The organism is Fuerstiella sp. (assembly GCA_022447225.1).
Taxonomy (GTDB): Bacteria; Planctomycetota; Planctomycetia; order Planctomycetales; family Planctomycetaceae; genus S139-18.
Genome location: JAKVAZ010000011.1, coordinates 60774 through 81025, shown reverse-complemented (window position 1 = coordinate 81025; position 20252 = coordinate 60774). Strand labels below are relative to the sequence as shown.

13 protein-coding genes are annotated in these 20252 nt (G+C 52.4%); 8 read left to right on the top strand and 5 right to left on the bottom strand.

Annotation, left to right across the window (positions count from 1 at the left end; genetic code table 11):
* The first annotated feature begins 97 nt into the window (after positions 1 to 97).
* The 7 genes from MK110_13510 (at position 98) to MK110_13480 (ending at position 10899) form a co-directional block, all read left to right on the top strand.
* A complete protein-coding gene (locus tag MK110_13510) occupies positions 98 to 2449 on the top strand; it encodes a tetratricopeptide repeat protein (protein ID MCH2212316.1) in 2352 nt (783 codons plus the stop codon).
* A 252-nt stretch (positions 2450 to 2701) separates the two neighbouring features.
* Positions 2702 to 3784 carry a Holliday junction branch migration DNA helicase RuvB gene (gene ruvB / locus MK110_13505; GenBank protein ID MCH2212315.1) on the top strand — a complete coding sequence of 361 codons (1083 nt, stop codon included), beginning with the start codon at positions 2702 to 2704 and terminating at the stop codon, positions 3782 to 3784.
* Between the two features lie 11 nt (positions 3785 to 3795).
* Positions 3796 to 5613: a tRNA uridine-5-carboxymethylaminomethyl(34) synthesis enzyme MnmG gene (mnmG, locus tag MK110_13500; GenBank protein MCH2212314.1), complete on the top strand. Its 1818-nt coding sequence runs from the start codon at positions 3796 to 3798 to the stop codon at positions 5611 to 5613.
* 393 nt (positions 5614 to 6006) lie between these two features.
* On the top strand, positions 6007 to 6585 hold the full coding sequence (locus MK110_13495) for a response regulator (GenBank protein MCH2212313.1): 579 nt from the start codon (positions 6007 to 6009) through the stop codon (positions 6583 to 6585).
* A 126-nt stretch (positions 6586 to 6711) separates the two neighbouring features.
* Positions 6712 to 7869: a HAMP domain-containing histidine kinase gene (locus tag MK110_13490; protein MCH2212312.1), complete on the top strand. Its 1158-nt coding sequence runs from the start codon at positions 6712 to 6714 to the stop codon at positions 7867 to 7869.
* A 63-nt stretch (positions 7870 to 7932) separates the two neighbouring features.
* A complete protein-coding gene (locus tag MK110_13485; GenBank protein ID MCH2212311.1) occupies positions 7933 to 9801 on the top strand; it encodes a hypothetical protein in 1869 nt (622 codons plus the stop codon).
* A 75-nt stretch (positions 9802 to 9876) separates the two neighbouring features.
* A complete protein-coding gene (locus MK110_13480) occupies positions 9877 to 10899 on the top strand; it encodes a dihydrodipicolinate synthase family protein (GenBank protein ID MCH2212310.1) in 1023 nt (340 codons plus the stop codon).
* A gap of 209 nt (positions 10900 to 11108) precedes the next feature.
* Here MK110_13480 and alaS read toward each other — a convergent pair whose 3' ends face one another.
* Positions 11109 to 13742 carry an alanine--tRNA ligase gene (gene alaS, locus MK110_13475; GenBank protein MCH2212309.1) on the bottom strand — a complete coding sequence of 878 codons (2634 nt, stop codon included), beginning with the start codon at positions 13740 to 13742 and terminating at the stop codon, positions 11109 to 11111.
* Between the two features lie 251 nt (positions 13743 to 13993).
* A complete protein-coding gene (locus MK110_13470; GenBank protein MCH2212308.1) occupies positions 13994 to 14686 on the bottom strand; it encodes an HAD hydrolase-like protein in 693 nt (230 codons plus the stop codon).
* 1608 nt (positions 14687 to 16294) lie between these two features.
* Between MK110_13470 and MK110_13465 the strand changes: the two genes are divergently transcribed.
* Positions 16295 to 17278 (top strand): DUF1573 domain-containing protein, encoded by a 984-nt coding sequence (locus MK110_13465; GenBank protein ID MCH2212307.1) that lies wholly within the window; start codon positions 16295 to 16297, stop codon positions 17276 to 17278.
* Between the two features lie 99 nt (positions 17279 to 17377).
* Here the strand turns inward: MK110_13465 and MK110_13460 are convergent, their stop codons facing one another.
* The 3 genes from MK110_13460 to MK110_13450 all read right to left on the bottom strand — a co-directional run bounded on the left by MK110_13460 (position 17378) and on the right by MK110_13450 (position 20161).
* On the bottom strand, positions 17378 to 18676 hold the full coding sequence (locus MK110_13460; protein MCH2212306.1) for a hypothetical protein: 1299 nt from the start codon (positions 18674 to 18676) through the stop codon (positions 17378 to 17380).
* Between the two features lie 208 nt (positions 18677 to 18884).
* On the bottom strand, positions 18885 to 19562 hold the full coding sequence (locus MK110_13455; GenBank protein ID MCH2212305.1) for a penicillin-binding protein activator LpoB: 678 nt from the start codon (positions 19560 to 19562) through the stop codon (positions 18885 to 18887).
* A gap of 197 nt (positions 19563 to 19759) precedes the next feature.
* Complete coding sequence (locus MK110_13450) at positions 19760 to 20161, bottom strand: hypothetical protein (GenBank protein ID MCH2212304.1); 402 nt, start codon at positions 20159 to 20161, stop codon at positions 19760 to 19762.
* Positions 20162 to 20252 lie beyond the last annotated feature (91 nt).

Below are 20252 nucleotides of genomic sequence, written 5' to 3'. Positions count from 1 at the left end.
GCACGCAACGGCGTTTAATTCACCAGACGGTTTCGTTGCGTGCCCGGAATAATTGTGAGTGATGTGGCACAACGGAAAACCAGTACAGGAATCGCTGATGTTGAATCAACTCAAACGGGTACTGCTCGTTGCCGGACTGCTTTGGGGAGGAACTTCTGTCCAGGCTGCCGGACAGGAGACAGATTTGCAGTCGGAGGGTTCTCCTCGCCAGCCCGGAGACGATGTTACCAGCCCTGCCGAACCTGTACGGGCGGTTGATTCGAGCCGAACCGAAGCACTCGCCTGGTATATGAAAGGTGTCGAGGCACAAAAAAACAACCAACTGGATGTGGCCCTGAAAGCATTTGAAAAGGCATCTGAGGCCGACGATACGGCTCCCGAGCCGATTCGGGCGAGAGCAATTCTGCTGCTGCAGATGGGAGATGTCCAGAAGGGATTAAGCCTGGCGCGAAAAGCAATCAATCTGGACAAGACAGACTTCCGCACACGTTTTCAACTGGCAACAAGTCTGCTCCGACAGCCCGGCAGCGTCCAGACAATCCGTGAAGCCATTCAGTTGCTGGACGAAGCCGCAGCATCAGAGCGTCTAACTCCGACTGATCCGGAGTTTATTCTGATTCACAGTGTCCGCGGTCGAATTCTACTGCAGTTGAAACAAAATGCGAAAGCAGCAGAAAGCTATCAGGTGTTACTTCAGGCGCTGGAGCGTCCCGAGGATTTCGGGCTCGATTTCCGACGACACAAGGCCCTGATGGATGACCGGATGACGGGATATGAAACAGTGGGAGAAGCCCTGCTGTCAGTTGGCCGCACTGACGATGCACTGAGGGCATTTGAGGCACTCGTACGTATTCGACAGGACTCTCCTGGACGACACCATCTGCTGCTTGCACAGGCTCGTTTCCGCGCAGACGATCTCAAAAAAGCAGAAGCCAGCCTGGAAAGCTATTTTGCCACAGGACGACGCGAAAAGAGTTCTCTCGAACTGTTAACTCAAATCTATTCTGCCACAACTCGACGTAGTAAGATCATCGCAAAACTCACGGAATTGCAGACCGAAACCCTGGATGAAACTGTCGTCCGACTGTATTTGGCGGAGACTCAGCTCCGCCAGGGACACTTTGATGATGCTACAAAAACATTCGAGAGTATCATTGTGGAATCCGGGGATCCCGCAGGCTACCCGGGACTGATTCGTATTGACATTGTTCGGGCTGACGCAGATTCCCTGATCAGGACACTCCAAAAAGCTTTAAGAGCACGCGTACAACTGGCCGAAATCGTTCCGTTTCTCCCTGAAATTCTGACGGATGATGAGTTTGCAAAATCGGTTGTGGACTCCTGTCTGGACTCGATGGAAAACAATGACAATCTGTTTCCCGAAGTTACCTGGATCTGCGCACAAATCGCTCAGGAAATCGGTCGCTCCGAAGAACTGGGGAAGTTACTGCAGGCAACCCTGGACCGAAATCCCAGTCAGGACATCGGCCAGCGCGCCCTGCAGCAACTGGGAATGCACCATCTGTTAAATGACCGGTTCGCAGAGTCTGCCGTTGTATTTCGCCGACTGCTGGCAATCAGAACACTGCCAATGGAGGCACGCGTTTTGACACTGCGAAATCTGGCAATCGCAGAAGTCTTTAATGAACGGATCCAACAGGCATTGGAAGCAATTCAATCCGCACTTGCAATTTACCCGCAGAATCCTGAACTCCTGTATCGACTGGGATGGATCTATTTCCAAGACCGTAACGCCGGCGACGCACAGGAATCACTGGAAGCAGCAATTGAGAAGGGCGGAAACGCACCTGACATTCAAAACACTGCCAGAATGCTGTTAGCCACAATTCACTCCCAGGCCGGACGCTGGGACGAATGTATCAGTGTCTATCAGAACATCATCAACAGTGATACACAGGATGACGATATCAGGCGACGCGCACGGTTGTCATTATCCGCCGTTTATGTTGAACGTGGCGACAACTCGTCAGCTGAAATGATTCTGGAGGAATTGTTAAAAGAAAGGCCAGATGACCCGGGGGTCAATAACGACCTCGGTTACCTCTATGCGGATCAGAATAAAAAGCTTGAGCAGGCACTTAATATGATCGAACTCGCCGTAGAGGCTGAACCGGACAATCGGGCATACCTCGACAGCCTCGGCTGGGTACTCTATCGACTCGAACGCCACGAAGAAGCACTTGAGGCACTGCTCAAAGCAAACAACGACCCCGATTTCCAGGACGCAACCCTTCAGGAACATCTCGGTGACGTATACAAAGCACTGGAGCGCACTGAAGACGCCGTCGAATTATGGAAAAAAGCCCTGTCAACGGAGCAGTCATCAGACGCTCCTGATGACAAAGTGATTCAGCGACTGAACTCAAGATTAACTGCAGCAGATGTGGCATCCGAATCGGTGGAAGTCGAACCGGTCACATCAGAATGATCTGAACGTCGCATAATTTGACCGATCACGCCGTTAAAACAGACTGGCAAGACCTCTCCAACGCCAATTGACAGATACTCAGATGACACCTGACCGGTTTTGACTGAACTTCAAGACGTTCCATGGACGCAAAACGCCGGTTAAGTTGACAATCGCACTGACAGTGTGATGCAGTAACGAACAGACTGCAGAAACGTGAATCACGTTACCGGGTCTGTTCAGGTCCGTTTCATACCATTCTCAAAACGTCCAATGGCTCGTGAACCCATAATCCACGGTGAGGCACCTGGTGACAGCACACCCGGACCTGACCAAAGAACAGCCCGGTCACTGGAATCAGATGACGAACTTCGACCGTCTCAGCTGGACGATGTGATCGGACAGGCTGCCGTGGTCGAACGAATTCGCATTCTCCTGCAGGCGGCCGAAAAACGCGGAGACCCACTCGGCCATCTGCTGATGGACGGACCGCCGGGACTTGGAAAAACGACTCTGGCTATGGTCATTCCCCGGGAGCTGGGAACTGATTTTCAGATCACGGCCGGACCATCTCTGAGCGCCCCAAAAGATCTGCTGCCATACCTCACCAATGCCAGCGAGGGTTCAGTGTTGTTTATCGATGAAATTCATCGTATGCCGCCGGCAGTCGAAGAATTCATCTATCCGGCCATGGAGGACTTTCGTGTCGACATCACACTGGGGGAGGGACTCAATGCACGCACTATCAACATGAAACTACAGCCGTTTACCGTCATCGGCGCCACTACTCGCAGTGGAATGCTGACAGCTCCATTACGAGATCGATTCGTCAGCCGTGAACATCTGTCGTTCTATTCGCTGGAGGAACTTGCCACAATAGTCCGCAGAAATGCTGATCGACTCAATACAAAAATCGCCGATGAAGCAGCATTTGAAGTTGCGCTCCGATCACGCGGCACACCGCGAAAAGCAAATAACTGGCTGCGCTGGGCTCGTGATTATGCAGATGCCCGGGCTGACGGAGTCATTACTCTGCAGGTAGCCCAGGCCGCTCTTGAAATGAAGGGTGTTGACAGCATCGGCCTGGAAGAACCTGACCGCCGCTACCTGGAAACCATCATGTCCGTCTTTATGGGTGGCCCGGCCGGAGTGCAGGCAATCGCTCACACCATGAACCTGCCGGCCGATACACTGGAAGACGAGGTCGAACCATTCCTGCTGCGGGAGGGGCTTCTTCAGCGAACCCCCAGAGGAAGGATGCTGACGGCAAAAGCCTATACACACCTCGGCTGTACGCCTCCGGAAACTCCGGACAGCGATTTCGCTCAGTCAGAGGACCAGCCCGGCCTTCTTTAGGTCCACACGGAATGCCTGCCACAGACTTCTATGATTTTGATGTCATCGTTGTTGGTGCCGGACACGCCGGCACCGAAGCAGCACTGGTCAGTGCGCGCCTGGGAGCAAAGACTGCCCTGTTAACGATGAATTGCGACACGGTCGGTCAAATGAGCTGCAATCCGGCAATTGGAGGTGTTGCCAAGGGACAAATTGTCCGTGAAATCGATGCTCTTGGGGGCGAGATGGGACGTGTTATTGATGCAACCGGTATCCAATTCCGAATGCTGAACAGTGGTAAAGGGCCGGCGATGCACAGCCCGCGGGCACAGGCAGATAAAAAAGCCTATCAGTTCGAAATGAAATGGCGAGTCGAACAGCAGAAACATCTGTCACTGCGGCAGGAACGTGTCGAATCGATCGAAACAGACAAAGGCCGCGTCACGGGCCTCCGAGCAGCAGGAGGAACCGTTTACCGTGCTGCCGCCGTCATACTGACAACGGGAACGTTTCTCAAAGCGATCATGCACACGGGTAACTCGACAAGTGAAGGTGGAAGGGCAGGTGAAGAATCGGCACATGGAATTTCAGGGATCCTCCGCAATCTTGGGTTCCAACTCCAACGATTCAAAACCGGGACTCCGGCACGTATTAACGGTCGGACCATCGATTTTTCAAAATGCGAACGACAACCCGGAGATTTGGCTCCTCAGCCCTTTTCCTTTCTGACCGACCGGATTGAACAGACTCAGATGGATTGCCATCTCACAGCAACTACTCCTGAAGTACATGCGTTGATTCGGGAGAATCTGAACCAATCACCAATGTACACCGGACAGATTGAAAGTACCGGACCTAGATATTGTCCGTCGATTGAAGACAAGGTTGTGCGTTTCGCCGACAAGGAATCCCACCAGATCTTCCTTGAACCGGAAGGTCGAAACACTCTTGAATATTACTGCAACGGGATTTCAACAAGTCTCCCGCGGGATATTCAGCGTCAAATGATTCACGGGATTCCCGGACTCGAATACGCCGACATCATGCGGTTCGGTTACGCGGTCGAATACGACTTTGCTCCTCCCACTCAACTCCGCGCTACACTGGAAACACGTCACGTGGAAGGACTGTATTTTGCAGGCCAGATCAACGGGACCACCGGCTATGAAGAAGCTGCCGGACAGGGTTTGATGGCCGGGATCAATGCCGCAGTTAAAATTGCCGGTCATCCTGAGTTCGTCCTGTCCCGAAATCAGGCCTATCTGGGAGTCCTTATCGATGACCTGGTCACCAAAGGTGTCGACGAACCCTATCGAATGTTCACATCACGGGCCGAGTATCGCCTGTTGCTCCGACAGGACAACGCCGACCGGCGTCTGACACCCCTGGGAATTCAGCGGGGAACAATCTGCGCTGAGCGAACTCGCAGACACAACGCATACGAATGTGAACTCGAAAGGGCCTTTCAATTGATTCAACAGATACGTTATGAGGGCCAGACATTGGAAGAGTGGTTGCGCAGACCGGAATTCACATGGAAAAATGCTGAAAACATCCTCCCTGCGCTCAGGAACGAGCAGTTCTCTTCAGACTGCATCCGGCAGATCGAAATCGACACGCAATACGCTGGTTACATTCGTCGTCAGGAGGCGGAAATCGCCCGCCTCCGGAAAGTTGACAGTATGCGAATACCGGACACGTTTGACTTTGCTGCTCTGCCTCAGCTTAGAGTGGAAGCAAGAGAAAAACTCGGTCGTTTGAAGCCAGCAAACGTTGGTCAGGCCAGTCGTGTGAGCGGGATTACTCCAGCAGATATCGCCGTGTTGGTGATGTATTTGAATTCACCTTAGAACCACGCTCCTGCAGAGATGTGGTGACTTGAGGGCTCAAATACATAAAAGGAACCAGGATCAGCCACCCACAGATGGTGGCTGACTTACTCTCTCTGCGCACAAAACAACAACCCACCAACCCCAAATTACTCAATACAAAACAAACGAAACAAAAAAAGTAACAACAGGTAACATGCACAACACAAACACTGTTGACTGACTTTTGGAAATACATACAATTAGAAACATTAGACGAACAGCATCGATCAGGAAGCTAAAGTCAATGAGTTGCTCTAGTGAGAATCAGCAGATTGTCGATTTTCACCTGACAAAAAAACGCTGGCTGCAAGTTTACCTGTTGAACTGCGGTCGCTGTTTCAGTGTTTGCAGGACCAAAACGGAGTTGTGGTCATGAAAACGGTATTCACCACTGGCGAAGCTGCCAAAATCTGTAAAGTCAGTCAGCAAACGATCATTCGATGTTTTGATTCCGGACAACTCAAAGGGTTCCGAGTACCAGGCTCACGATTTCGTCGGATACCACGCGACGTCTTGTATAAGTTCATGAAAGAAAACGGTATTCCCACGGATGCCCTGGAAAGTGGCAAACGTCGGGCGCTTATCGTTGATGACGATGCAGAGCTTGTTGAGTTGATATCCGATGCACTGATCGCTGACGGACGATTTGAGTTACGATCCGCTGATAATGGGTTCGATGCCGGGATGATGGTGAAAGAATATCACCCTGACATTATCGTGCTGGACGTGATGCTGCCGGACATCAATGGTAAGGAAGTTTGTCAGCGAGTCAGAAGTGATTCGAACATGGACGACGTTCGTATTATTTGTATCAGTGGAATGGTGGAGCAGGATAAAATCCAGGACCTGAAGGATTCCGGAGCAGATCATTTCGTGCAAAAGCCGTTTGAAATTGACTATCTGATTGAGCGAATCTGCAAACTGCTGGACATTGAGCAGCTTGCGTCCTGACTTTCAGGACAGTCATTCGTGTCGACGCCACCAGCAGATTCCTGAAACCCCGTCATCGGTTTTGCCTCGACTGTGGTCGCCAGTTGGTTCGTGTTGTCCGGACCAGTTCTGTCATCTGAATAGTGAGTGCTGCGGTACACGTGGCGCGATGCTGAGGAATTGAGTCTCATCAGGCAGTGTCGGATCGAATCAACTTGCTGGGCGAAAAAAGTCCTGCGATGTCTGACAGCGCCGTCAGCCTCTGAAGAAGCAGTGTCAGCAGCGGCTGCGGTCTGGCTCCTTACAAGAGACGCTGGCTCCGCCGTCGCCATCACTTTTACATCCGCATCCGAATACCTGATCGCAGATGCAACGCGCACATCAGACGGTCACATCAGCGTCTCGGTGGCTTCAGGGCATCAGTCCATTACCGCGTTATTCTCTGTTGAACAGTTAGCAGAACTTGCATCCCCGTACAGATCGTCACTCGATTTCAAATCTTTCGTCTGGCCGGATCGATTTTCGGCATGTCTGGTCCACGATGCCGTTAGTGACAGCGGGACCGCTGCGGATACTGCAGCCGCTGTTCTGTCGGGCGCCTCGTCACAGTACACCCTCGTTCCTGATCCCGGCCATATGGAGTCGATGGCAGAGTTCGCGGCCGGAGCAGGACATGAAATCAACAATCCACTTGGCAGCATCATTGGACAGACACAGTTACTGCTCAATCAGGAATCGCTCACGGGGCGCCGGCAGTCGCTGGCAACAATCGGTTCTCAGGCATGGCGGATTCGGGATATGATTGGCGACTGTATGTTGTTCGCCAGGCCACCGGCTCCCGATCGGAAACCATCCGAAATGGTTGAACTGGTCAGACAGGCAGCTGTGGACACAGTCAGTTCGTTCGATTCCCCGGCCGGTCAGGTACGATTCAATCTTCCTGCACCACCGGTCACAAATGAAATCGATTCCTCGCAGATTCGCACCCTGGTGAGCCATCTGGTTCGAAATGCCATGGAAGCATGTCTCGACAGCGGTATTAGTGAAGACATCATTGTGAGCATGAAAACCGAGCCCGGCGCCGTCATTCTCAAAGTGGAGGATCGGGGCCCCGGCATTACCGATGAGAAACTGCGTCGGCATTTGTTCGATCCGTTTTTCTCGGGTCGAGAGGCAGGCCGTGGCATTGGGTTCGGATTACCGGTCTGCTGGCAAATCGCCAGGAATCATGGTGGCCTGATTCTTCAGGAATCAACACAGGACAGTGGTGCTGGTTTTGTTGTCGTCCTGCCGCATGTCGGGTAATGTCGAGTTCAATTCCTGTGAACTCCGTATCGGTCACCATTTCACATGTCCCTGAAGAATCTCATGAGCGGGGCGATTTTCATGGCAGCCTGCGTGCTGCCGTCAATCTCCACTACCGCAGAAGAATCGGTTTACCCGGTCGAGATCGTATTCGACGGCCCACACACGTTGCCTGCGGGAGCTTCCGTGTCCAGGCTGACGTTTCGAGCTCTTGGTCAGGACAGAAACCTGCTCACAACGTGGTCCGGCACGGTGTCCGTTTCCGGCCTTGAAATCTGTACTGAAGATTCCACAACAAATTCTGAACGGCAGCTATTCGCAGGCGAAGTCTCATTCTCATCGGGGTTACTTCAGATCACACCGGCTCTGATTGGTGCTCGTCGTCTGGCGATATCGCCGGACGGAATCTCCATCACCGCCGATAAGCAGCACTGGCACTTTCCGGTTCAGGTACGGCCATCGTGGCTGAGACTTCTGCCTCCGGTTCTGGCCATCGGACTGGCTGTCGTGTTCAGAGAGGTGACCGTGTCGCTGATACTGGCGATATTTGGAGGGTGCCTGCTGTTTATTCCACTGAAGGAGTCATATCTCGCCGTACCGGTGTTCTGTGAAATAATCGTGCGGCAGACCGCCGATTACGATCATGCCTCAGTGATTTTGTTCACACTGTTGCTGGGAGCCATGATCGGGGTAATGAACGACAGTGGCGGAACAGGAACAGCCATTGAGTCCGTTGCAGGTTTCGCTTCAACACGGCGCAGAGGCATGTTCCTGACCTGGCTTATGGGATTACTGATCTTTTTTGACGACTACGCAAATTCCATGATCGTGGGCGGAGCCATGCGGCCGCTGAGCGACAAACTGAAATTCTCACGAGCAAAACTGGCATTCCTGATCGATTCAACAGCAGCACCCGTTGCCGGACTGGGTATCAGTACCTGGACCGCATTTGAAATCGATCAGGTGGCTGCAGGATTCAAGACCGCCGGCATTGAGGCAAACGCAGCAGATTTCTTCTGGTCAACCGTTCCATTCCGGATTTATCCAATCCTGATGATCTGTGTCGTCGCTGTCGTTGCATGCAGCGGACGTGATTTCGGAGCCATGTTGCGTACAGAACGAAACCAACCGCCACATGACTCCCCGCCCCCAACATCCACAGCCCGTGGCAGCATCTGGCTCGCAGTGGTTCCGGTGTTGAGTATGGTGGTAATCACCTTAACCGGTTTTCAGCAGGGGATGAATGCCTACAAACTGCTTCTGACAGCCTCTTTCGTGTCGTCGAGTCTGGCAGTGCTGCTGGCACTGTCTTTCAGCCAAATGTCACTGGAAGACTGTGTCCACAGCTGGACATCAGGCATCAGTTCCATGATCCCGGCCGTGGTGATACTCGTTCTGGCATGGGGTGTCTCTGACGTGTGTAACTCTGGTCAGCTCGATACAGCGGGATACATCGTTGATATGACTGGAAACTCGGTTCGAGCGGAATTCCTGCCAACGATTGCTTTTGTTGTTGCCGGAACAATCTCAGCAACAATTGGCAGTTCATTCACAACAATGGCACTTCTGCTGCCGGTGATGGTCCCCCTTGCCTGTGATCTGATAGGCGGTACAAACCCGGTAATCGTTAACAATCCCATCTTTGGCAGTACGATCGGAGCAGTTTTGGCGGGAGCTATCTTTGGCGACCATTGTTCGCCGATATCTGATACGACCGTCCTCTCGTCGGCTGCGGCGGGTTGTGAACATCTCCAGCACGTCGCAACTCAGGTTCCGTACGCCCTGTTAACTGCCATCACCTCGATTTTGCTGGGATACCTGCCAATTGGTTTTGGAATTCCGTGGTGGTTCTGTCTGCCGGTGGCAATTGCCGTGTGCACTGGCGGAATCATGTGTCTTGGCAAAGAATCGGATGCATCGACATCAGTTTGATCGCTACAGTAGATCAGGACTCCGGTCAGTCCACGGAATCCAGTAAGCAACCAGAAATCACCAGTAGAGTTTCCAATGCCGCATCAACGTCTTCAGGGTATTTTCACTCCCAATCTCGTCCCGTATACATCGGACGGTTCTATCAATGAGCAGGAACTTCGCCGATATGTCGACTGGCTGATTGAGCGGGGCGTTCACGGTCTGTACCCAAATGGTTCCACCGGAGAGTTTACACGTTTTACCCCGGAGGAACGTCGGCGAATCGTTGCCGTTATTGCCGACCAGACACGGGGTCGCGTGCCCATTCTTGCCGGGGCAGCCGAAGCCAATGTGAAGGAAACACTCGCTGCCTGCGAATATTATGCGTCGTTAGGAGTTCGGGCCGTCGCGATCGTGGCTCCGTTTTACTACAAACTTTCGCCGGCTTCCGTTTATGCTTATTTCAGAGAAATCGGTATCAACACTCCCGTAGACGTCACACTCTACAATATCCCGATGTTCGCCAGCCCGATTGATGTTCCTACAGTTCAGCGATTGTCGGAAGAGTGCGAGCGAATCGTTGCAATCAAGGATTCATCCGGTGAGATTCCGCATATGATCCGGATGATCCAGGCCGTGCGGCCGAATCGACCGGACTTTGCGTTTCTTACCGGATGGGATGCAGCTCTGATGCCCATGCTGCTTGTCGGCTGCGACGGCGGAACCAACGCCAGCTCCGGCGTTGTCCCGGAGCTCACACGAAAACTGTACGACACGACACTAAACGGCGATCTTGACTCAGCACGTCGTCTGCAGTACGACTTGGTGCGTCTGTTTGACGCCATGATCTATTCGGCCGAATTTCCGGAAGGATTTCGGGCAGCGGTGGGACTGCGAGGCTTCAACATGGGACACGGCAGACAGCCGATGTCGTCAGAACAACGAACCGATTTAGCAACACTCAGCAACGAACTACAGTGTCATCTAGCAGCTCACGGATTTACCGATCAGCCCGTCGGGGGCTGTCCGACCGATACAAATGCGGTGATGACCGACCCCGCAGAAGTATCGGCCATCGTGCAAAACGTGCTTGCTGAACTAAAACGTCGAGGACTGTAGAGCCGACCAACTGCTCCTGTCTGCGTTGTTCGATATACCAGACACTGACTGCCGAATCCACGAGGTACAATGGATTGTCACACAGCATGTCCTGTGCGTTTCTGCCGCCACTCATTGAGTCAATTCCGTCCTCACACGAGAAAACAGAACGTTAAGTCGACCACTCGGATCATCACAGGACTGCTGATTTCAGGCCATTTTTTTCGGATTCATCCGAGCTGTTCCTGAAAAGCTTTCTTACCCGCAGTAATCGCTTCAGTGATTCTGTCCAGTTGTTTTGCCCCGGCTTCAGCGATGTCGGGGCGGCCACCACCACCACCACCCGCCTTCTGAGCCGCGACTTTCACTGCCTGACCGGCATTGAGACCCTTTTCTTTCACCAGAGGTTTGCTCACAGCTGCAATGAGGGCAACTTTTCCATCCACTTCGCCCGCAAGAATCACTGCTATCGGACTGTGCCTGTCGCGCAACTGATCCACGTAGTCTCGAAGTGATTCACGTGTCGCGTTATGCACCTGCTCTGCCACGATCTTCACATCGCCGACATGTTCAGCACCGTTAACCAGGTCATCGATTTCCTCGGATACGGAAGCCGACGACAGTACGGCCACTTGGTTTTTGAGATCGCGCAACTGACTCTGCAGGGCGTCCACACGTGGCGGCAAATCGGCAGGCTGGTTGGCCTTCAGTACCCGTTGAAGCTGCAGCAACAGTTCGTCGGCATCACGTCCCTTTTTCAGAGCTCGCGGACCTGTGACAGCCGTAATTCGGCGAACACCTTTGGCCACAGGTTCTTCGGAGCTAATACGGCACAATCCGATCTGACCGACATTCGCAACATGTGTACCACCACAAAGTTCGACACTGAAATCACCCATTGTCACGACACGAACTTCGTCCGGATATTTCTCGCCAAACAGAGCCATCGCACCACGTGCGCGGGCTTCTTCGATTGGCAACAGTTCTGTTTCTACGGAAGCACCACCTGTTATCCTGACGTTGACAATATCTTCAACCTGTCGAATTTCCTCTGGTGTCATGGCCTGCCGGTGGGCAAAGTCAAACCGCAGGGCATCTTCTTCAACTTTGGAGCCTCGCTGCGTCGCTTTTTCTCCCAGTATCTGGTGCAGTGCATGATGCAGGATGTGGGTTGCGGAATGAGCACGCCGAATTCCGGTTCGACGTGTTTCATCAACTTCAGCGTGCACCTCATCTCCGACTGCAAGACTCCCGGTGGTCAGTCGGCCTTCAAGAACAAATAATGTTTGGTTGTGTTTTTGACAGTCTGAAATCTCCACACAGATACCATCGCCGGTCAGTCTGCCGACATCTCCAACCTGCCCGCCTGACTCGCCGTAAAACGGCATCTGATCCAGAACAATTCCAAAGCTTCCTCGTGTACCGCCCGGAATACTGTCAACACCACAGTTGTTGTGGATCAAACCGATAACAGTTGATTCTGACGTAAAAGCATCGTAGCCAAGAAACACGGTGTCACCGTGCTGCTTGCGAATCAGGTCGAGCGGACCAGCCACCATGACCGACGTTTCTTTGCCTCCGCGGCTGATTTTCGCATGCTCACCGGTCAGTTCATCGTAATGGGTCCGATCAACTTTAAGCCCCCGGTCCTCCGCAATCGCTTCGGTCAGTTCAATCAAAAATCCGTCTTCAGTATGAAGTGCAAACGCGTCTTCTCCGCGAATCACACCGTCATCGGAATTAGCTCGTGCCGCAAACTGATCAAATCGGGCAAGTCCTCGTTCAATTGTACCAAAAAAATGGTCTTCTTCTTCCCTGATCGTGTTCTGCACACTTTCAACCGTTTCCGTCAGATCCGGGTAAGCGGCTTTCATCACATCAACGACGGCGGGCACAATTTGATACAGGAACGGCTCACGTTTTCCCAGCAGGTAACCTTCCAACGATGCACGTCGAAGCAACTGACGCACGATATAGTTTTCCTTCTCTGTGTCGGGGATCACCCCCTCATGAATGCAAAAACTAACCGCTCGAAGATGATCCGCTATTCGTCGAATCGGTCGTCCCTGCGGTGCGTCAAAACGATACTCGACTCCTGTGATCTCGGCAGATGCCAGACACAATGGCCTGAACACGTCGTTGTCGAAATTACTGATCACGCCCTGAAGTGCAGCGGCCGTTCGTTCCAGTCCCATTCCCGTATCAATATTTTTTGCGGGCAGCGGTCGCAGATTGTCAGGCGGATCACCAACTCGATTGAACTGCGTGAACACCAGGTTCCATATCTCAACGTCACCATCGAAACCCGCAGGCTGATAGAAGATCTCACTGCAGGGACCACAGACACCGTCGGGCCCCTTACTGGGCGCACTGGCCGGCCAGTAGTTCTCGTCTTCTTCCAAAAGTGCAATACGATTCGCGGACAGACCAATCTCATCTTTCCAGATATTAAAGGCCTCTTCGTCGAAACCGTGGGCTCCCTTATACACGCTGACCGTCAGTCGATCCTTTTCAAGACCCAGCCAGTCTGAACCGGTAAGGAATTCCCACGCCCAGTGAATTGCCTCACGTTTGAAGTAGTCTCCAAAAGAAAAATTGCCAAGCATTTCAAAAAATGTGTGATGATAGGCAGTGACTCCCACATTGCTGATGTCACCGGTACGCAGACACTTTTGGCAGGTGGCAGCTCTTGTAAATTCCAGGTTACCGATCCCCATGAATTCGTTCTTGAACTGATTCATACCCGCCGGCGTGAACAGTACCGTAGGGTCATCCCGAGGCACCAGGACATCACTGGGACGGCGAATGCAGCCTTTAGACTCAAAGAACACAAGGTATTTTTCGCGAATTTCATCAGTTTTCATGGCAGTCTGCCGGCGATGGATTCTGGACAGGGAGCGGGCATTGTCAGGAAGAACGATACCAGACAGTAAACTTCTGAAAAGCAGCCGGGCCGGTTTTCAGGACAGCCGGAAATTGTACTGCTCCGTTTCCTGTACCAGACGAACTCCAGCCGGAATATACGGAATCTGCAACACGCCGAGCAGGTGAGAAAAACTGACTCCCTTGTCTCATCGACCTCAGCATCGGCGACGGGGCGGGACATCACTTCCTGTCAATGCAAGATGGCAGTGATCCTGTCAATGGTCAGGTTCACATTACGAAAGTCAACAAACACATGATCGGGACTGTTTGCGGCGAGTTCATCAATGTTGAACGTGCCGGTTGCGACTGCAATCGCCATCGCTCCAATGGATCTGGCACATTCGATATCCGCCGGCGTATCGCCCACCACACAGCAGTGATGCCCGGGAACCGGACTACCCAGCTCAGATTCTGCGGTCACTCTGGCCGATTCTGCAACCAAATTTCGATTGGCGTGACAATCTCCAAATCCACCGAATTTAAAATACCGGTCCAGCCGGAAGTGTCGGAGTTTGATCCAGGCTCCTTCCGAATAGTTGCCCGTTATCAAAGCAAGTACAAGGTCTTCATTCGAAGACAGCGTTGCCAGCAACTCTGCCACACCGGGCAATACCTGACCCGACGAGGTCTGCAGATTATCCGGAAGTCGCTCCAGGTATGCACATCGAAAACGCTCATACTGTTTGTCCGAGTGAGCGATCTGATATCGATCGAAAATGTCGGTTACAATCCCGTAGTCGGTACGACCGGCTGTCAGAACACCTTCAAACGGAAACTGAATCCGAAATTCTTCGATCAAGGCACTTTCCATCGCCTTTTGGCCGGCTCCCCCCGATGCCAGCAGTGTCCCGTCGATGTCAAAGAATACAACACGTTGCGGCATGAAAGCGGAATCCCTTATTCTACCCGGAATGTTACCCTCTTATGAGGTGCACCACTGTCAGCAAGTTACAGATCGGATCAGACCTCAGCAAAGATTTCGGGTGTCCGTCCGTGAAATCGGCTGAAGCGAGTTTCGATTTCCTGTCGATTGATGTTTTCAGACAATGTGCAGCAGGACAACTGTATCGGAAATCTCTTTGGGAAATACAGAATCTGAGTTGAGTCTGCCTTTCGCGGACTCTCACTGATCGATATTCTGCTCAGCCCGTCCTTCCGCTGAGTATGTTAACTTCCGGATCCAGTCAGGTATTGACATGGCTAAGACAAACCGAAAACTCAACAAAGCAAATCATGGACGGCGTCCGGCAAGTGCAAAAGCTCGACGCCTCAAACGGAAACACGTAAAGCTCTCTCGATAGCACATCGCCCGTCCAGGAATCCTGCGAACGAATTAGAACAACGGATTACCGCATTATCAGCTTAAACCCGCACCATTAACGGTGCGGGTTTCTTTCATTCCGACATCGTTCGGTTTGCGCAACAACGCCAAAATCTTTAGAATTACAGATGTGCCCCGAGAATATATCAGTGTGGTGATAATGGACTGCACTGTCAGTATCCGGACAACGGGTCGGTCTGTCTCTGCCAAAACAAGTCAGCTGTCAATTCACGAAATGCGTGACACGAGTCAGGAACAACCATTCCACGGTTCGTATCCGGTTTCATCGAAAATGATGACACTGGTGCGGATAGTGAACTTAAGGTTGATACATCTGCCGGTACCGCGGAAACATCGGAGGTCCGTGGCTAAACCTCGGTTCTCAGTGGCAGTCTGAACACTTGCGTTCCGGATACCTGGCAGCAGAACACTGTGCAAAAAAACGGCTTTGTTGTTGCTGCCGATCACACCCATTCTGACCAAAGTGTCCGAAGCCGGTACGGAAATAAAGAACAATGTCAAATAGTCACATCGATGAACTCATCGCTTTGTTTTTCCACCGTGACTCGTGTGATCAGCATCAGGTTTGGGTTTCCCGAATAAAGCAGTCCGTTCACATGCCGAGCCCGCGGTGCAACATCGAGCGTACTGTCGGGGACTAAGCATCACGAACAGACGTCTCGTCGGCAGACATCAGCAACGACTGTATTGTGCTGGTGTCATGACTCCGGCCAACAGACGAAATTGCGGAGTCCATCACCCGACGCCATGGAAAATCACAGTAATGAACGTATGGTTTGACGGGTGAAGCCGATAAATCGCGTCGTTCTGCAGCAATCGCCCTTATGGCACAGACCTCACAATTCGTCCCGATCGTACCCAGCTGAAGTGTGGATTTACCGGCAATTCCTGCCAGGAGGACTATCGTCCCCTGATAACCTGCAGATTGACACTTTGATCTCATCCCCCTAACGTAAGGTTATCACTCCGTCGATCATCCTTGGGGATAGTTCTGCGCGTGGGAACGACATTCCAGGTTGCTCCCATCAACTCGGATACGTGTACCAGCGTTACACGCAGGAATATCGGGCTTATGTTCGGGTTCGCAGGCGGCATGAAGACGGGAGGTCTCATTACCGGAATACGCTACTCTTGAGGCAGATACAGATCATGAAAATTGGAATTCTTGCAAGCATCTGTGTGTCGGCCTTGCTCATGCCACACGCCGTTTCGGATGACTGGGCGAGGCCAATGATCGAGACCAAGAAAATCGATTTTGGCGTGATCGCGACCGGATCCGAGGTAAAGAAACTGGTTGAGATCCGAAACATCTACAACCTCAGCGTTCATATTTCGGAAGTGACAACAACATGTGGATGTTCTGCCGCCACGCCTGGCCGGACAACGATTGAACCGGGACAAACCGGAACAGTTGAAGTCAAAATGAACACTCACAAATTCCGACAGAAGAAAGATTCCAACCTTATTATTCGCTTTGACGCACCTCGCTACGCTGAAATACGAATTCCCATCTCGGCATACATTCGCAGTGATGTTGTCTTTGATCCCGGACTGGTGCGATTCAACAATGTTGACCTTGGTCAGGGCGATACCTCAACAGTGAACATCCGGTACGCCGGTCGGCCGGACTGGAACATTGTCGATGTCAGGACTGACAACCCCCATTTGACAGCACGTCTGATTCCCGGACAGCGCAGTAACGGTCGTATGGATTACCGATTACTGGTCAAACTGAACAGCACGGCAGGTGCCGGACGTCTGCGGGATCTGATCACGATCGTCACCAACGACAGAAATAACCCGTACGTTCCCCTGATGGTCGAAGGAATAGTCATACCGGATATTACGGTCACTCCTTCTCTGGTGAAGTTACGACCGGTCCAGGCGGGCAACACGATCCGGCAGCGAATCGTCGTCAAAGGGAAAAAGCCATTCCGAATCGCAGCAATAGACTGTGACGGAATGTCAGACTGCTTCGAGGTCACAGTTCCGGCGGAAAAAAGAACGGTGCATGTAGTGCCTGTTCAATTCAGCGCACCACCGGACCGCGGTCATTTTGAAGATGAATTGATCATTCGCATTGCAGGTCGTTCAGAACCACTGAGACTTCCTGTGAGCGGAGTCATTAATTAGCTGCGCTGTAAAACGTGAATCCGCGAATCGGACTGAGAATTCAGACCCAAAAACAACGCCATACCTGTTCGCGTGTACAGGAAAATCAGCCCCCAACGTCTATCTGACGCCCGGCCTGTTGCATTGTATCCCAACCAGTCTGTTGCGCGGCCGAAAACACACTACAAACGTATTGCGACCATCCTCAATCATCACCGGAAGTTCCACCTGATCGACGGGTCTTCCTGGTGATTGCTGACGTTCCGGAAAGACCTGCAACCTGACCGTGTGATTTCCTGCAGGAAGTTCCATCTGAGCCACTTCAATCGCCGCCGGAAGGAGGTTCCACTGGCGCAGATCCGGCCGCTCGTGAGCTTCCCAGATCATCCCCCCCACGTTCAACAGTAAATCAGCACCAGATCCGTTGCGTACACCAAGAGCATTCCTGGCTCCGTAAACGGCACTTTTTTTGACGACACGTCGCACAACTGCGCGAGCCAGCTGCTGATCCCGATCCGCCTGCCAAGCGTCCCATGCGGCTGCGTTGAGATCGACCAGCAATCGACTACTTTTTGATTCCGCACTACCAACCGACATATGTGTCACAAACATCGGTTCGTAACGCTCACTGACCGGTCGGTCGACCAGAACGGGAAAAATGGTTGGCGGTAGTGAATGGTCACCGGTGACAGACAGCAGTCGATCAGCCACCACTAAAGCAGCCGTCGTCGGCAGGGCCTGTTCAGACTTCCGGGGTGATATTCGGTCGGCAAACGTGACGACCTGCAGCGTACCGAAATTCTGAGAGGTTCGTGTACCCAGTGTGTGCAGATCATCAACGTCGGTATGTCCCGCAGGTTCCCAGGCCGCGACCTGCTTTATCAGTCGATCCGTGGCATCAGCGTCCATCATTCGTTCCGAAGTCAGTGCTGCAGCCAGCCACGCCGTCATACGATTTGCTGCAAACCGTGCAGGAACAGCAACGGCCCGTCTGACCGTCCCCGACTTCGTAAAATCACTGGATTTCCAGGACGGATTGACAATTCGCTCGTCTGTGAAAACACCGTTCATCCCCCTGGAGACCAGTGCGAACGAGTCATCATCGTTCTGTAAAAAACCGGCAATGATTTGAAGATTGTCAACCATTCGTCGCTCGAAATCCTGACCGGTCCAGGCATTGAACGAATCATCATCCAATATGGAAATCCCTCGTTCAACAACATCGATCTGCTTCAAATGGTCGAGCCGTTTGCGAGTGCACTCCAGTTCAGGAACGGCTGACTCGGGACGTGAATCCATGAGATACAGAATGGCACGGTTCAATGAGACAATGTTCGATTCACCGGGACCACTGTCAGCCAGACGTTCCAGCTGAAACAGGGCATCATCCACCTCGCCGCGATCGTACGCTGATATCATCTGCTGATGAACATGCACCGTCGACCGGCAACCGATCGAACTGAACAAATACCACGGAACCATCAGTAAGATACATCTAAATGCCGGACTCATCGCAATGGCTTTCGCTATTCCGGTGGCGTCTGCATCCGCTAACAGAAACCCAGGAACTGCCTGTGATCTGCCAGATCTCCAAATCTGTAACGTCCCGACCGTCTACAGATCCGCTTTACGGACTCGACATCAACTTGTACCTAAGCTTACCAACATAGGATCGATGATACCCTTTGCGAAGCTGTGCCGACTCCTTGATGGCGACTCCTGTGTGAATGTCCAGAAGCTCCAACGTCAGCAGGTAGTCACGCTGATAGTCACCGTTGGTTTCTGTTGTCCCGGAGGTCACCTGCGCGAACAGCAGATAATCAAAAGGCTGCTCGACTCGTTCAAGCGCGGCCTGAAGCTGTCTCTGATTCGCAGGCAGAATCAGTGCGTCCGGTCGGCAGCGAATATCCTTCATCGCTGCCTCAACATATCGCCGACTGATCATCCGAAAACCGGGAGACTGGCCCACGAGTGAGTCAATGTGTTCGTAGATTTGCTCACGAAAATCTCCCAACGGTTCGCTGCTTCGATTTTCCACACCTGCAAAACATACGGTACGAACCGGTACGCCACCCGAAGTTGTATATGAAACGGTTTCGACACTGTCGACAGACCGGCCCAGGAGTCTGACCACTGATTCATCGATCAGCGGCTTCCAGGTTGCGGCACCAGCCTCGTGACTTCCCACCATGTCTTTGTCGGTAGCCGAAAGTATCCGGGCATGCTGATGACTGCGACATCCGATGAGCGCGAACGTCCCAAAAACCACCAGTAGCGCGGTCCATGCTTCTGGCCGTGTATCCATCCTGAAACCTCAATCGATCCATACGCTGTTGGTTGAATCCACATCAATTGTGGAAACGGAAGTATGTCGCGTGACAGGATCTGCGAACAGAGGAATGACAGGAATTCGATCGTTCAGCCAGACGCAAAAAAAAAGGAGCCATCCAAACAGGATAACTCTGCTGGTAAGTCGCCGGAATCAGAACCGGACAGACACAGTCAAACAACCGCCACTGCGGCTGCCGTTGACTCGATACTGATTTCTCCAAACGGCAGCGCAATTCGCAACTCGTAGGTTTTTTCACCACCGAGAGAATCAGCAAGATTTGCCATTACATCACTTCCGATGTTCTTATAGCAGCCGGACAGTTCACTCCACGCAAAACCTCGCACAGGAGTGGGCATGACACGGGCGGCCTCTTCCAGGTGTTCGATTGCAAGCTCCGATTCACCAGCTCGCTTAAGTGCCAGACCGAGTAAAAGACGACGAGGTCCCTCCAGAGGACCAGCATTTTCCATTTTCTGAAGTTCAATCGCTGCCAGTTCAGGAAGTTCCAGATGCAGATAACCGTCCGCTGCCAGCAGTCGGCGAATAATTTTGGGGGTAACGGATGTTCGCATGATACTCTCCCTTTCCGTTCGATACTGCTGACCGAAATGACCGTCTTCGTTATGATCACACAGCTACGCAAGTGTTGCGCCAAAAACGACC

What these genes read in the sequence shown, in the direction of transcription:
- MK110_13460 (MCH2212306.1), bottom strand. Translation starts at nt 18,676, where the DNA reads ATGATATCAGCGTACGATCGCGGCGAGGTGGATGATGCCCTGTTTCAG.
- MK110_13465 (MCH2212307.1), top strand. Translation starts at nt 16,295, where the DNA reads ATGAAAATTGGAATTCTTGCAAGCATCTGTGTGTCGGCCTTGCTCATG.
- ruvB (MCH2212315.1), top strand. Translation starts at nt 2,702, where the DNA reads ATGGCTCGTGAACCCATAATCCACGGTGAGGCACCTGGTGACAGCACA.
- mnmG (MCH2212314.1), top strand. Translation starts at nt 3,796, where the DNA reads ATGCCTGCCACAGACTTCTATGATTTTGATGTCATCGTTGTTGGTGCC.
- MK110_13495 (MCH2212313.1), top strand. Translation starts at nt 6,007, where the DNA reads ATGAAAACGGTATTCACCACTGGCGAAGCTGCCAAAATCTGTAAAGTC.
- MK110_13480 (MCH2212310.1), top strand. Translation starts at nt 9,877, where the DNA reads ATGCCGCATCAACGTCTTCAGGGTATTTTCACTCCCAATCTCGTCCCG.
- MK110_13450 (MCH2212304.1), bottom strand. Translation starts at nt 20,161, where the DNA reads ATGCGAACATCCGTTACCCCCAAAATTATTCGCCGACTGCTGGCAGCG.
- MK110_13455 (MCH2212305.1), bottom strand. Translation starts at nt 19,562, where the DNA reads ATGGATACACGGCCAGAAGCATGGACCGCGCTACTGGTGGTTTTTGGG.
- MK110_13510 (MCH2212316.1), top strand. Translation starts at nt 98, where the DNA reads ATGTTGAATCAACTCAAACGGGTACTGCTCGTTGCCGGACTGCTTTGG.
- MK110_13470 (MCH2212308.1), bottom strand. Translation starts at nt 14,686, where the DNA reads ATGCCGCAACGTGTTGTATTCTTTGACATCGACGGGACACTGCTGGCA.
- alaS (MCH2212309.1), bottom strand. Translation starts at nt 13,742, where the DNA reads ATGAAAACTGATGAAATTCGCGAAAAATACCTTGTGTTCTTTGAGTCT.
- MK110_13485 (MCH2212311.1), top strand. Translation starts at nt 7,933, where the DNA reads ATGAGCGGGGCGATTTTCATGGCAGCCTGCGTGCTGCCGTCAATCTCC.